The sequence below is a fragment of the Lacibacter sp. genome (genome assembly GCF_057361365.1).
Genome location: NZ_JBMQSG010000022.1, coordinates 455,728 through 469,547 on the forward strand (window position 1 = coordinate 455,728; position 13,820 = coordinate 469,547).

The 13,820-nt window shown below is 41.4% G+C and carries 12 protein-coding genes; 6 read left to right on the top strand and 6 right to left on the bottom strand.

Annotated elements, in window-relative coordinates; all coding sequences use genetic code 11:
- Positions 1-131: 131 nt before the first annotated feature.
- Entirely contained in the window at positions 132-2,447 is a 2,316-nt protein-coding gene (gene pbpC / locus ACO1QW_RS20245) for a penicillin-binding protein 1C (RefSeq protein ID WP_486261228.1), read from the top strand.
- A 118-nt stretch (positions 2,448-2,565) separates the two neighbouring features.
- Positions 2,566-3,303, top strand: a complete 738-nt coding sequence (gene ric, locus ACO1QW_RS20250; protein WP_486261230.1) for an iron-sulfur cluster repair di-iron protein — start codon at positions 2,566-2,568, stop codon at positions 3,301-3,303.
- 79 nt (positions 3,304-3,382) lie between these two features.
- On the opposite strand, the gene ACO1QW_RS20255 is transcribed toward ric, so the two are convergent.
- The 3 genes from ACO1QW_RS20255 to ACO1QW_RS20265 form a co-directional block, all read right to left on the bottom strand.
- The gene (locus tag ACO1QW_RS20255) at positions 3,383-3,928 is read right to left on the bottom strand and encodes a hypothetical protein (protein ID WP_486261232.1); all 546 of its coding nucleotides are present in this window, start codon (positions 3,926-3,928) and stop codon (positions 3,383-3,385) included.
- A gap of 62 nt (positions 3,929-3,990) precedes the next feature.
- Positions 3,991-4,569: a cupin domain-containing protein gene (locus tag ACO1QW_RS20260; protein WP_486261234.1), complete on the bottom strand. Its 579-nt coding sequence runs from the start codon at positions 4,567-4,569 to the stop codon at positions 3,991-3,993.
- A 77-nt stretch (positions 4,570-4,646) separates the two neighbouring features.
- A complete protein-coding gene (locus tag ACO1QW_RS20265; protein WP_486261236.1) occupies positions 4,647-5,333 on the bottom strand; it encodes a TMEM175 family protein in 687 nt (228 codons plus the stop codon).
- Between the two features lie 182 nt (positions 5,334-5,515).
- Between ACO1QW_RS20265 and ACO1QW_RS20270 the strand changes: the two genes are divergently transcribed.
- Complete coding sequence (locus ACO1QW_RS20270; RefSeq protein WP_486261238.1) at positions 5,516-6,265, top strand: FkbM family methyltransferase; 750 nt, start codon at positions 5,516-5,518, stop codon at positions 6,263-6,265.
- A 43-nt stretch (positions 6,266-6,308) separates the two neighbouring features.
- Here the strand turns inward: ACO1QW_RS20270 and ACO1QW_RS20275 are convergent, their stop codons facing one another.
- Together ACO1QW_RS20275 and purN are read right to left on the bottom strand one after the other, a co-directional pair.
- A complete protein-coding gene (locus tag ACO1QW_RS20275; protein ID WP_486261240.1) occupies positions 6,309-7,046 on the bottom strand; it encodes a hypothetical protein in 738 nt (245 codons plus the stop codon).
- Between the two features lie 64 nt (positions 7,047-7,110).
- Positions 7,111-7,674: a phosphoribosylglycinamide formyltransferase gene (gene purN, locus ACO1QW_RS20280; RefSeq protein WP_486261242.1), complete on the bottom strand. Its 564-nt coding sequence runs from the start codon at positions 7,672-7,674 to the stop codon at positions 7,111-7,113.
- A 106-nt stretch (positions 7,675-7,780) separates the two neighbouring features.
- Here purN and ACO1QW_RS20285 point away from each other — a divergent pair, with 106 nt between their 5' ends.
- A complete protein-coding gene (locus ACO1QW_RS20285; RefSeq protein ID WP_486261244.1) occupies positions 7,781-8,692 on the top strand; it encodes a tetratricopeptide repeat protein in 912 nt (303 codons plus the stop codon).
- Here ACO1QW_RS20285 and ACO1QW_RS20290 read toward each other — a convergent pair.
- The gene (locus ACO1QW_RS20290; RefSeq protein WP_486261246.1) at positions 8,689-8,982 is read right to left on the bottom strand and encodes a DUF6787 family protein; all 294 of its coding nucleotides are present in this window, start codon (positions 8,980-8,982) and stop codon (positions 8,689-8,691) included. The two genes, ACO1QW_RS20285 and ACO1QW_RS20290, sit on opposite strands and share 4 nt — an antisense overlap.
- 243 nt (positions 8,983-9,225) lie before the next feature.
- On the opposite strand from ACO1QW_RS20290, the gene ACO1QW_RS20295 reads away from it, so the two are divergent.
- Positions 9,226-10,473 carry a c-type cytochrome gene (locus tag ACO1QW_RS20295; protein WP_486261248.1) on the top strand — a complete coding sequence of 416 codons (1,248 nt, stop codon included), beginning with the start codon at positions 9,226-9,228 and terminating at the stop codon, positions 10,471-10,473.
- A 72-nt stretch (positions 10,474-10,545) separates the two neighbouring features.
- Positions 10,546-13,701, top strand: coding sequence for a TAT-variant-translocated molybdopterin oxidoreductase (locus tag ACO1QW_RS20300; protein WP_486261250.1), 3,156 nt, complete (start codon positions 10,546-10,548; stop codon positions 13,699-13,701).
- Positions 13,702-13,820 lie beyond the last annotated feature (119 nt).

Consider the following 13,820-nt stretch of genomic DNA (forward strand, 5'->3'; position numbering starts at 1 on the left):
TTAATACAATCGTTATCACATTTCCAAGAGTTATTTATTAAAGAATTGCAAATGCTTGCAAAATATTTTAAAGCACGAGTGCAACTGTTTATTTACATCCTACATTTATATCGGTAATTACTACCACAAACATGAAGCTCCCCAAACCGGCATGGAAAAAACTCTTTAAACGAACAGGCATATCTGTTCTTGGTTTCATCGTTTTGTTTTTTCTCCTTCATTTCATTTTTCCTGTTCCCGATAAAGTTGAATACTCCACCATTATTACCGATGATAAAGGCGAAGTGATCCACGCTTATCTTACCGGCAATGAACAATGGCGCATGAAAACCGAGCTGGAGGAAATTTCACCGTTACTACGTAAAACCATTGTTCAAAAGGAAGACAAGTATTTCTATCGCCACTTTGGTATAAACCCAATTGCAGTTGGCCGTGCTTTTGTAATGAATGTTTTTACGGGAAGGCGAACATCGGGCGCCAGCACCATTACCATGCAGGTGGCAAAAGCTTTGGAACCGAAGAAACGTAACATCGGAAATAAGCTCATTGAAATGTTTCGGGCTTTGCAGCTGGAAATGAAATACAGCAAAGATGAAATTCTGCAACTCTATCTTAACCTCGTACCATATGGCGGCAATATTGAAGGTGTAAAGTCGGCTTCTATTTTATACTTCGGGAAAAATCCTGATCATTTATCGCTGGCGGAGATCACGGCGCTGTCCATTATTCCTAATCGTCCATCTTCGTTAGTGATAGGAAAGAATAATGATGAAATTGTAAAGCAACGCAACAAGTGGCTCAGCCGTTTTGCGAAAGAAAAAATTTTCACCGCCAAAGAAATTGAAGACGCATTATCCGAACCCTTAACAGCAAAGCGTGGCGAAGTGCCGAAGCTGGCGCCGCATCTCGCCTATAAACTCAAACAAAGCGGAGGGCCGATCATTAAAACCAATCTTCAGCTGAACACACAATTTAAAACCGAGAAGCTGGTGGAAGATTATGTGCGTACACTTCGTTTAAGTAAGATCCGCAACGCAGCCGTAATGATCATCGATAACGAAACACACAAAGTGATTGCTTATGTTGGCAGCGGCGACTTTGCTGATACAACAGATGGCGGACAGGTAAACGGTGCAGCAGCTATTCGTCAGCCCGGCAGTACATTAAAGCCGTTGCTGTATGGTTTATGTTTTGATGAAGGATTGCTTACTCCCAAAAAAATGATGAACGATGTGCCGGTGAATTATGCAGGTTATGCACCGGAGAACTATGATAAAAATTTCAACGGCCCTGTTACGGTTGAATATGCATTGGAACATTCGCTCAACATTCCTTCCGTAAAAGCATTGAACATGCTGGGCAAGGATAAAATGATCCAGCAGTTAGGCAGCATGGGCTTTAAACAGATCCAGCAAAAACAAAAAGCCCTTGGTTTAAGTTTGATCCTGGGCGGATGCGGCGCAACGTTGGAACAACTCACGGGTATGTACAGCTGCTTTGCGGCAGAAGGTTTGTATTACCGTCCGTTGTTTGTGCAGCACGACGCAAATTCAAAACCGCAACGCATTTTATCGTCCGATGCCAGTTATATGGTCACAGATATTTTGAGCCGCATCAACCGGCCCGATTTTCCTTTGCATTGGGATGCAACGGCACACCTTCCAAAAATTGCCTGGAAGACCGGTACTTCCTACGGACGAAGAGATGCATGGAGCATTGGTTATAATAAAAAATACACGGTGGGTGTTTGGGTGGGGAACTTTTCAGGTGAAGGAAATGCAGAACTCAGCGGTGCACATACAGCAACGCCTTTGCTCTTCCGAATTTTTAATACACTGGATTACGATGCTGATCGTGCATGGTTTACGCCACCAACAGAACTGGAGCAACGAAAGATCTGCAGCGAAACTGGATTGCCGCCGGCTGCATATTGTACCAATCTTGTGCTTGATTATTTTGTTCCGGGTATTTCATCAACCCAAACCTGCAACAATTTTGAAGAGATAGCAGTGAGTGCTGATGAAAAGATGAGTTACTGTAAAAGTTGTGAACCTGAAACAGGTTTCAAACGCAAGGGCTATAAACTCATTGCATCCGAAGTTCAAAACTGGATGCAGGGAAATGGTATGGCAGTTGAATCAATTCCTCCACATAATCCGCAATGCGAAAAGATCTTTGCTTCTGGTGCCCCGCAGATCAAATCTCCGGTGAACGGAACAGAATATCTCATTAGCAAAAAAAATCCAGAGCCACTGCAACTCGTTTGCGAAACAGGGAATGATGTGGCAAAAGTATATTGGTACGTCAACAACCAGTTTTATAAAACAACCGATGCCGGCATCAAACAATTCTTTTTACCAACCGAAGGCAATATTAAAATTTCCTGCACCGATGATAAAGGCCGTAACAGGGATATTACGATCGTGGTGAAGTATGTTGATCTTTAAGTCCAAAGCCATTGCCTGGGTTGAATTGTAATCATTCCGTCACAGTTTTTATTTATGATTTGCCTCATAATGCATGTCTTTAGACGGAATTAGTTTTGTTGCACAAATTCTATCAATCATGAATGCAACACAAGAAAAAACAGTAGCCGAACTTGTAACAGAAGATTACCGTACGGCAGATGTATTTAAAAAATTTGGTATCGACTTTTGCTGCGGTGGTAAAGTAACAGTAGAAGAGATCTGCACAAAAAAGAATATCTCTTACGAAGAGCTTACGGAAGAACTGAACCGTATTGGTCAGTCAACTCCAACCACGGATACAAACTTTAAAGAATGGCCTTTAGATAAACTGGCAAACTATATTGTGGAGAAACATCACGGTTATGTAACCAACAATCTTGAACTCATCCGTCAGTATGCAAACAAAGTAGCATTGGTGCATGGTGGTCATCGTCCTGAAACAAAAGCCATTGCTCGTTTATATAATGAAGTGGCTGATGAACTGGCGCATCATCTCGAAAAAGAAGAGATCATTTTATTTCCCTATGTAAATCAATTGGCCGCTGCCAAACGAAACAATGTAAAAATTCAGGCACCACATTTTGGTACCGTAAAAAATCCAATTACCATGATGGAAGCCGAGCATGAATTTGCAGGCGATCATTTTCATGAAATTGCAACGCTCAGCGATCAATACACTGCACCGCCTGAAGCATGTAATACCTATCGTGTGTTGTACGCTAAGCTGAAAGAGTTTGAAGATGATCTGCACACACATATACATCTCGAGAACAATATTCTTTTTCCAAAAGCAAAAACACTGGAGCAGGAAGTGATTGCTCAGGCACACTTGTAAATAACGATTTGAATTCACTACCGGTTCGTGAAAATCACATGAGGAAAAAATAAAGGCCGCAGATTTGCGGCCTTTCTCTTTAATCTTCTTTATTACTTTTTTCGCCCACAAACCACTGCTCTTTGTTTTTGAACAATACATTGAACGTAGTGAGCGAACCATAGCAACGGGTAATGTATTGCTGAATGTTTACTTTTTCTTCGTCGCTAAGTGTTTTGTTGCTGTTGATGTTTTGTTCCAACACACGCAAACGATCCCGCAACATCACAATTTTGTGAAAGAAATCTTCAACCGGAATTTCTTTTGGTTTCAGTGATTTGTCTTTTGGTTGCAGCAGCATTGTGCCACCTTCCCATTTTTCGCCGAGAGGAACCACTTCGCTCACACCATTCCACAAACGTAAAATTTTCAACAACGATTTTTCCACTTCGCTGTGCGTTTCAATTTCTGCGGTTACATTTTCAGGAATGATTTCATCGAGTGCGGTATCTGTTTTGTCAATTTCTTTTACGCCGCTGTGGATGAATGAAATTAAATAAATGGCGTAACGGATACCAACAATCACACCCGGACCGTGTTGTGTATGTTGCAGGCGTGTGCCAATGCCAAGGTTTGTTTGTTCCATTTCAAAAAATTTGGGAAAGCAAAGTACAACAGAAATGGAAATAATAGTATGTTGCTAGACTATCAGGATTTTTTCATTTGCTTCAACGGCGGTCCAATATGTACAAATCCATGAGCAATTCTGGCTTTATCTTTTTCTTCCTCCGTCATCTTTGCAACAACACCTTCGTGTACAAGATTAAACCATTGCTCCATTTTGCCCGCAGGTTGAAACAGCATAATGAGCTTGCTTTCGGCATCACCTACTTTTGCAAATGTATGTGGCACACCTCTTGGCCCAAATACACAATCGCCTGCTTTCGCATTAAACAGTTCATCGCCTACTTTTATAATGTACTCTCCGGAAATGATATACCACCATTCATCCTGGTCGGGGTGATAATGTAAGGGCGGACCACCTTCCTTTAAACGTGTTGAATCAAAAATATACAGATCACCATCGGTATCTTTTGAAGACACTTTGCAATAAAATTTATCCCCTTCAAATAGTGAGAGAGGTTTGTTAAAACGATCGGTTCCGTTACTTACCAAAATTCCTTTTTTCACCCGTTCTTTACGCTTGTTTTTTGCATCGAGCTGAAAAGGTGCGGTGGTCATGCCTGCAATTGCCAAACAGAACTTTAGAAAAGAATCCCGTTTCATAAATTAAAATTTTAGTTAACGAAAGGTGCTTCTTAAAGCTACTGTTTTCTTTTTGATTCGGAAAGAAGCTCGAATTTTTAAACGGTCGATTCTTCTTTCAATCTTTTTTCTTCTGCTTCTACCTTTCCTGCATAATATTTTTTTACTAAGCGCATGAGTAAAGGAATAAAAGGAGGGACAATAACGGCAAAAATCGGCGCAATTAAATAAACAAGCAGAATGCTTATAAAGATCAGTGGCACTACAATGGTTCTTGCTGAATAATAGTTCACCATCATACGATTTTCTAAACCCTCCGATAATTTTTTTGCAGGGTTGCTGATATGTTTCCAGATGAGAAAATTAAAGAAGCCCAACAAAGTAATGTTGCCGATATACATCAGGAAGGGTGAAAGTTTTAAATGCCTGATGTACTCGCTGTAAAAGCCGGTGCTGAAAGGCATGAGCGCTACAAACAACAGGAAGATGAGGTTTAACCACAACAGTTTATTGTCGTAGTTCACCACAAATCCAAAATGCCGGTGGTGCACCGTCCAGTATAAACCAATAACAAGGAAACTGATAATAAAGCCGATGAACTTAGGAATTAAATGCGCCAGTGCTACCAGCAGATCCGTTTCAGTAATTTCTTCTTTATGTATCTCGGGGATCTTGATCTCAATCACCAGTAAGGTTATAGCGATGGCAAATACCGCATCGCTGAAGAGAATCAAGCGTTCGAGCTGAAACTCACGTTTCAATTCGCTGTGGAGTGGGTTGCTCATAAATAGTTGTTTGCTTAAAACTAGTCCTGAAAAAAATGGTATGCAAATTCTGGTGAAAGAGTTTTCAAAATCGTGGATCATTTTTTTGAGCTGCTGAAGATGCAATTTTCAGCAAACTAATTTCTTTCTCTTAAAAGGATTTATCTTGCCATGCGGGGTCAAATGAAAGACATGTATAATTAATGCGGGTAACACTTTACAATACCGGGTTCTTACTTCGTTTAAAGCGATTGGTAAAAAAATTACCTCTTGTGTTTACAAAAAATCAACAGTACGATAACCAGACAAAAGAAATCATACGTAAGGTTTGTACTTCACATAGTAATACTGTTGACGTTGGTACGCATCAAGGTGAAATACTGGATGTGCTATTACAACAATCGCCCCACGGCTTACATTTTGGTTTTGAACCATTGCCGGGTTTTTATCAGTCGCTTCAATTAAAATATCAGCAGCAGAAAAACATTGTGTTATATGATGTAGCATTGAGCGATGTAAATGGAAACAGTAGCTTCAATCACGTAACAAGCAATCCTTCCTACAGCGGCATTAAAAAACGCAACTACGATCGCAGCAACGAAACGGATGAAATGATTGAAGTGAAAACTGCTAGACTAGATGATGTGTTACTATCTCAAAATAAAAAAATCGATTTTATAAAGATCGATGTGGAAGGAGCTGAGCTGGGGGTATTAAAAGGTGCAGTACAATTAATAAAACGTGACCGACCCGTTATCGTTTTTGAATGCGGGTTAGGGGGCAGCGACGTATATGATACAACTCCTGCTGAACTATTCAATTTCTTTACTGATCTTGATTACAGCATTTCAACGCTCAAGAATTACCTGAACGAAGAACAGTCGCTCAGTCAATCTTTATTTGAACAGCACTATTATCAAAAGTTGAATTATTATTTTGTTGCATTACCATAAACAGCGCAATGCTCTCACCGAAGAATAACAGCTAGCCTTTCGTCTAAAACCCTTTCTCTTTCTGTAAAGATTTTGCCGCCGTTTGTATGTATTGATAGAGTTCAATATCTAACACCTGTGTGAGAATATCATACTCCGGCCGGTAACGTTGCATAAACTCATCGAGCAAAGGTCCCTCTTTCAAAGTGGTTAAACGTAGTACAATCGTTTTATTGAAACGATAATCGATATATCGATTCTGTTCTTCACGTATCAATCGTTCCTGGAAACGGGCCATGCTCCGGTTACGCCTGAAACGAAATACGTTGATGAGAGCATCAAGATCAATACCCGCACTCATACCTGCTTCGGGGTTGGAGCCGGAAAAGCGTACACCACCTTTATCGAAATTGAATACCTTATCGTATTGCACACGGTTATCAATAGAATCCTGCTTTCGGTTCTTACCATAAACAATAATTTCTTTCAGTTGCTTATAACGACCGGGCACATGCATTTGTATAGAAATATCAAAGGCTGTGTAATCTCTTATAGAAGCAACAGAAAATTTTTGTGTTGGGCGGTTACTGAAGAAAAAGAATACAGAATCTTTTGCACCCACATAAATAGAATAATTACCTGCACTATCGGTAAAGCTCATCGTTCCACAGGTACAGATCACCTGCACACTCATTACCACATTTCGCTTGGTGCTGTCGTAAACAGTTCCTGTTAATTGTATTTGGGCTGCAGCAGTTTTTGCAAACAGGAAAACAATGATATAAAGGGTAAGTTTTTTCACAACTGCTGCAATGTTAATTGCTAAAACTGAAAAAAGCTGTAGTTGAAATTATTTTAGGATGGTTTTACGAAACTAACTCTTCAATCACTTTTGCATAATGCTTGTGCTCCAGTTCATGAATGCGGGCTGCCAGTAAATCGGGTGTATCACCGTCCTTTACTTCACACTTTGCCTGGAAAACAATTTTACCATGATCATATACTTCATCAACTATATGAATACTGATACCGCTTTCAGATTCTTTATTAGCAATGACGGCTTCATGTACAAAACTTCCATACATGCCCTTACCGCCATATTTTGGCAAAAGTGCCGGGTGAATATTGACGATCTTTTCAGGATATGCATGAATCAATGCATTGGGCACCTTCCATAAGAAACCAGCCAAAACAATAAAGTCGATATCATCGGCTTTAAATTCGTCAACATAAGCATTACCACGAAAAAACTGTTCTTTGTCGAGAATAAGGGAGGGGACGCTGTATTCGTCAGCAATATTTAGTACACCTGCCTGCGGTTTATTGCAAACAATCAATTCAACCCGTATTTTTGGATGGTGGGAAAAGTGCTCAATTATTTTGCGGGCATTGCTCCCTGCACCTGAAGCGAAAATGGCTATTCTTATCATCTGATTATAAAAATTGGTTTTGGTCGGATGTAACCTCGCAATAAAATGTTCTCTTGCGAGAATGCATGGCTCGGTTTCAATTCGTGCAAAAATGTAACTTTCTCCAATGCAAAAGTTGTTTCTTTTTTGTACCCTGATGATTTCTTTTCATCAACTCCATGCACAATACAGCACTTGTAATGGCAAAACTTATCCTGCGCCTGTTTTTCCCGATTCAGCTTTGCAGAAATTAAATGCCAACCTGCAGATAGCCAAAACGAATTACGAAACTGATAGCGGCAATGCCGACAACATTATCTGGTATGGGCGAAGGCTTGCTTACCTGTCACGTTATGATGAAGCGATAGCCGTGTTCAGCAGAGGAATTGCTCTTCACCCAACCGATGCAAGAATGTACCGTCATCGTGGCCATCGCTACCTTACCACCCGGTGCTATAAAAAAGCCATCGCCGACTTTGAAACAGCGGCGGAGCTCATCAAAGGCAAAAAAGATGAAGTAGAACCCGATGGCATGCCCAATGCGCAAAATATTCCCACCAGTACGCTGCAATCAAACGTTTGGTATCACCTGGGGCTTGCTTATTTCCTCGAAAAAGATTTGGAAAAAGCAGCAGCTGCTTACAAACAATGCATGAAGGTTTCCAAAAACCCCGATATGCTGGTGGCGACGGCCAACTGGTATTATATAACATTGTGGAAGCTTGATAAAGTAAAAGAAGCCGAAGCTGTGCTCAGGAAAGTGCAGAAGAAAATGAAGATTATTGAGAACGCCGACTATCATACTATCTTATTAATATATAAAGGAGTACAAAGTCCTGCTGAAATCAGGACAAAGTTTTTGGATGATACCAGCCCTCTCTCAAATGCCAGCATTGGTTTTGGATTGGGCAACTACTATTTAAGCATTGGCCATGCTGCGGAAGGGGTCGATATTCTCGAAAGAGTAAAGGCCGGGCCACAATGGGCGAGCTTTGGTTATATGGCCGCTGAAGTGATACTTCGGGAACTAGGTCATTAAGCGTTAGGGCGTTTTACCAGCCCCATCCGCTGCCCCATCTTTTTTAAATACCCGGAAAAAAATCTAAACTGGCCGAAGGGTACACTAATCACCAACACCATAAATGGCCAGATCAGGGTGATCAGGACAATATAAACAGGGATGTAAAGCCAGGGCGCTTCAATGCCAAACCATGGCATGATGCGTTTGCCTAAAAAACCGGTAAGGCTCCCGCCGATGGCAAAGGTGCACAGGATGAGCGCCAGTTGCAGCGGACCAACTTTCCATTTGTTACGCAGTTTTTCAAACATCACACAAAAATCGGGGAAAACTTTGTTTAACGATAACACATATTAGCAAAAACAGGACGCTGTAAAGCCATTCAGTTTTTTCAGTATGAATTGAAAGGTTGAAGACGCAGCAATTTGTTCATTCTCAAGTCACAACTGCGTAAAATTTTTTTTGAAACTGTGGATATTATGTCAGTATCCTCCCCTATTTTTGCAGCCAGTTAAAAGGATATTCTTCCTAATCACAATCGGTTCCAGAACGTTATGAATCAACCAAAATTACTACTCCGAAAGTCGTTCACGCTCTGTTTGGTCTTAGTTTCATTATTGATTACTGAAAAGTTGTTTGCTCAGGATGGAAAGGCATTGTTCCAGGCCAATTGTGCAAGCTGCCATGCAGTTGGCAAGAAGCTGACCGGGCCTGCACTTGCAGGTGTTGAAGGACGTGGTCCCTGGAGTGATCGTAAGAAATTATATGCCTGGGTGCACAACCCGGCTGGTTTTGCAAAGACTGACGCATACGCTGCTGGTTTGATTAAAGAATTCAATGGCGTTTTGATGACCGGGTTCCCCGGTTTGGCGGAAGCTGAGATTGATGCGATCATCACTTATATTAATGCAGAAGCAAGTAAGCCAGCTCCCGGTGCAACTCCTGGCGCAGTAGCAGCTGATGCTCCAGCTGAAGATAATTCACTTCTCTTCGGTATCCTTGCGCTGGTATTAGCCATTGTTACCCTCATATTATTACAGATCAACAGCAACCTGAAGAAATTAACGGATGAAAAAGAGGGTGTTGTTCGTGGTGAGCCAATTCCTTTCTGGAGAAACAAGGCTTACATGTCAACCCTCACTATTCTCTTCTTTATTGTTGCGGGTTACTTCTTTGCACAAGGCGCCATTGGTTTGGGTCGCCAAACAAATTATCAACCAGAACAACCAATTTATTATTCGCATAAAGTACACGCCGGCATTAACCAGGTTAACTGTTTGTATTGTCATGGTAGTGCTATGGAAGGCAAGCATGCGAACATTCCAAGCGTGAATGTTTGTATGAACTGTCACATGGCTATTAATGAATATAAAGGTGAAAAGATTGTTCGTGAAGATGGTACAGAAGTAAACGGAACGGCAGAAATTCAGAAGTTATATAAATACGCAGGTTGGGATCCAACTGCAAATAAATATACTGGGCAGGGCAAACCAATCGAGTGGATTAAGATCCATAGCCTGCCTGATCATGTATACTTCAACCACTCACAACATACAAAAGCAGGTGGCGTACAGTGCCAAACCTGTCATGGTGAAATTCAGAACATGGGTGAGGTTTACCAGTTTGCTAACTTAAGCATGGGCTGGTGTATCAACTGTCACCGTGAAACAAATGTGAAGTTTCAGGACAATGGCTTTTACAGCATGTACGAGAAATTCCACAACGATATCAAGAACGGCAAAATGGATAGTGTGACCGTTGAAAAGATCGGTGGTACTGAATGTCAAAAATGTCACTACTAATCGTCGTAGTCTGATTTTAATCCTGAGCGAAGTCGAAGGAAAAATTTTTCAAATTAGCTATCTAACAAGCATATGAGCAAGAAAAAATATTGGCAAAGTTTCGGAGAGCTGAACAATACCAAGGCATACATCAATGATGCGGAAAATGAGTTCAAAGAAGAACTCCCGTTTGAGATGGATGATAACGGAGCCAAAACGCCACGCCGTGATTTCTTAAAATATCTAGGTTTCAGCACGGCTGCCGCTACCTTGGCTGCCAGCTGTGAAATCCCTGTAAAAAAGGCGATTCCTTTTCTTAATAAGCCTGCTGATATTGTTCCCGGTGTTGCTAATTATTATGCTACCACCTTTATACAAGATGGTGATGTAGTACCTGTTTTAGCGAAAGTTAGAGATGGTCGTCCAATCAAATTGGAAGGAAACGAAATGGGTTTTACCAAAGGTGGTACATCACAACGTGTACAGGCTTCTGTACTTAGCTTGTACGATACTGCCCGTGTTCGTTATCCAATGGAAAAAGCCGGCGACGGATTTAAAGAAGCTCCAACGTACGAAGCAGTTGATAAGAAAATTGCCGCTGCTTTAGCAACTGTTGGAAGTAAACAAATTGTTTTATTAAGTTCTACATTGAATTCTCCTTCTGTTGCTGCAGTAATTGAAGAATTCAAAGCAAAATATCCAACGTTCAAGCATGTTACATACGATGCTGTTTCTTACAGCGGTATGATACAGGCGAACGAAGCATCATTTGGTCAACGTGCACTGCCTTCTTATCATTTCGACCAGGCAAAAGTGATCGTAAGCTTTGGTGCCGATTTCCTCGGTACATGGTTGAGCCCGGTTGAATTTGCAAAGCAATATGCAACAGGTCGTAAGATCGATGAGAAGAACCCAACCATGAGTCGTCACTTCCAGTTTGAAGCGATGTACAGCATGACGGGTGCAAGTGCCGATGAACGTTTCACACACCGCCCAAGTGAATTGGGAGCTGTGTTACTGAATTTATATGCAAAAGTTGGCGGTGCAGTTACAGCTCCTGCTATTACTGATAAGCGCTTGGCTGCAGGTATTGATGCTGCTGCAAAAGAATTATTAGCTGCAGGTGGTAATGCCTTAGTGGTAAGCCGCAGCAATAATGTAAATGCACAAATACTTGTAAATGCCATCAACGCTCAGATTGGTGCATTAGGTAAAACCATCAACTTTGGTACAACAGTTAACTACCGTAAAGGCGTTGATGCTGATATGGAACAACTGATTGCTGATATGAATGCCGGCAACGTTGGTGCTGTATTGGTACTTGGTGCAAACCCTGTATACACTTACAACGACACTAAGAAATTTGTAGCTGCATGGAAGAAAGTGGTACTCACTGTTTCATTCAACGAACGTGAAGATGAAACAACTGCTGAATGTAAATATGTTCTTCCTGATCATCATTATTTAGAAAGCTGGGGCGATGCTGAAGCAAAAGCAGGTTACCTCTCTTTCATTCAACCAACTATTCATCCGTTATTTAAAACAAGAGCTTTCGCATCTTCATTATTGAAATGGAGCGGCAGCACTGTTGCGGATTACGAAACATATTTCAAGAATTACTGGATCACAAAACTTGGCGGACAAACTGCTTTTGATAAAGCATTGCAGGATGGCATAATTGAACCAGCTGCTCCGGTTGTTGCAGGCGCATCATTCAATGCAGGTGCATTAACTGATGCTGTTGCCAAACTTACTGCTGCTAAAAAAACAGGTAAGTACGAATTAGTGATCTATCAAAAAGTAAGTATTGGTGATGGCAAAATGGCCAACAACCCTTGGTTGCAGGAAATGCCTGATCCGCTTACACGTGCATGCTGGGATAACTACGCAATTATTTCTCCTGCATTGCAGAAGGAATTGTTCCCCGACATGAATCTTGATACGTACGAAGTAGAACCTCCTAAACCGGTATTAAAAATTACAGTGCCTGGCAGAGAAGCAATTGAACTTCCGTTGCTGATTGTTCCGGGAACACAGCCAAACACCATTGCTATTGCAACGGGTTATGGCCGCAGTGAAAAAGTAGGGCGTGCTGCAAAAGGTGTTGGTAAAAACATTTATCCGTTTGTAAACTTCAACGGACAAACATATAGTCATGCTGCTTTCGATGTAACAATCGAAAAGACTGGTAAGATGTATGATATTGCTCAAATGCAAACCCACAGCGAATACGGCAACCGTATTGAAGTGGTGAAAGAAACAAGCCTGGCTGTTTTCAAAAAAGAACCAAAGCATTTCATCAACGAACGTATGGCCGAATTGAAAGATTACGGTGGTACGGAAGGTTTGGAAGCGGAAGGAACTTTGTATCCTGTGTTTGATAAACCAGGTATTAAATGGGGAATGAGTTTAGACCTTAATCTCTGTAATGGTTGCGGTGCTTGTGTGGTTGCTTGTAGCGCAGAAAACAACGTTTCTGTTGTGGGTAAAACGCAGGTGGCGAAATATCATGACATGCATTGGTTACGTATCGACCGTTATTTCAGCGGCGATATGGAAAACCCTGATGTTGTGTTCCAGCCGATGCTTTGCCAACATTGTGATAACGCTCCTTGTGAAAACGTTTGTCCGGTGGCAGCAACAAACCACAGCAGTGAAGGTTTGAACCAGATGACGTATAACCGTTGTATCGGTACAAGATATTGTGCTAACAACTGTCCTTATAAAGTTCGTCGCTTTAACTGGCACGACTGGAATGGTGCTGATAGCTTTAAAGACAATCAGCAGCCATTGATCGACTACGGTCGCATTAACGAAGTAACATTGGATATGAATGATGATTTAACACGTATGGTGTTGAATCCTGATGTTACTGTTCGTAGCCGTGGTGTAATTGAAAAATGTTCTTTCTGCGTACAACGTTTACAGGAAGCTAAACTCACAGCGAAGAAAGACAGCCGTCCAATGGTTGACACAGATATTAAAACTGCATGTCAGCAGGCTTGTCCTACAAACGCTATCGTGTTTGGTAATGTGAATGATAAAGAAAGTGCTATCCGCAAAATGCGTACAACTGAAGGTGGCAACCGTACTTACTATGTGTTGGAACAATTGCACGTATTGCCGAACGTAAGTTACATGGCAAAACTGCGTAACACAGAACGTACAGTTGGCAACCACGAAGAAGAAGGCGGACACGGTGAAGTGCATTCTGAAGCAAAAGAAGCAACAGCACCGGCAGCACATTAAGTAATGTGTTGACTAGTTGAACAGAATTGAAAAAGTTGAAGAGTGCGACGCAACAGAAGATGAACAAACATTCTGGAGCTAAGTACAAAACATAAAAACCAAAGCCAACAGCGAGAGCT

Excerpts from the sequence above, each read along its gene's own strand:
- ACO1QW_RS20290 (WP_486261246.1), bottom strand. The coding sequence starts at position 8,982 with ATGTTTGAAAAACTGCGTAACAAATGGAAAGTTGGTCCGCTGCAACTG.
- ACO1QW_RS20255 (WP_486261232.1), bottom strand. The coding sequence starts at position 3,928 with ATGGAACAAACAAACCTTGGCATTGGCACACGCCTGCAACATACACAA.
- ACO1QW_RS20300 (WP_486261250.1), top strand. The coding sequence starts at position 10,546 with ATGAGCAAGAAAAAATATTGGCAAAGTTTCGGAGAGCTGAACAATACC.
- ric (WP_486261230.1), top strand. The coding sequence starts at position 2,566 with ATGAATGCAACACAAGAAAAAACAGTAGCCGAACTTGTAACAGAAGAT.
- ACO1QW_RS20260 (WP_486261234.1), bottom strand. The coding sequence starts at position 4,569 with ATGAAACGGGATTCTTTTCTAAAGTTCTGTTTGGCAATTGCAGGCATG.
- ACO1QW_RS20295 (WP_486261248.1), top strand. The coding sequence starts at position 9,226 with ATGAATCAACCAAAATTACTACTCCGAAAGTCGTTCACGCTCTGTTTG.
- ACO1QW_RS20285 (WP_486261244.1), top strand. The coding sequence starts at position 7,781 with ATGCAAAAGTTGTTTCTTTTTTGTACCCTGATGATTTCTTTTCATCAA.
- pbpC (WP_486261228.1), top strand. The coding sequence starts at position 132 with ATGAAGCTCCCCAAACCGGCATGGAAAAAACTCTTTAAACGAACAGGC.
- purN (WP_486261242.1), bottom strand. The coding sequence starts at position 7,674 with ATGATAAGAATAGCCATTTTCGCTTCAGGTGCAGGGAGCAATGCCCGC.
- ACO1QW_RS20265 (WP_486261236.1), bottom strand. The coding sequence starts at position 5,333 with ATGAGCAACCCACTCCACAGCGAATTGAAACGTGAGTTTCAGCTCGAA.
- ACO1QW_RS20270 (WP_486261238.1), top strand. The coding sequence starts at position 5,516 with ATGCGGGTAACACTTTACAATACCGGGTTCTTACTTCGTTTAAAGCGA.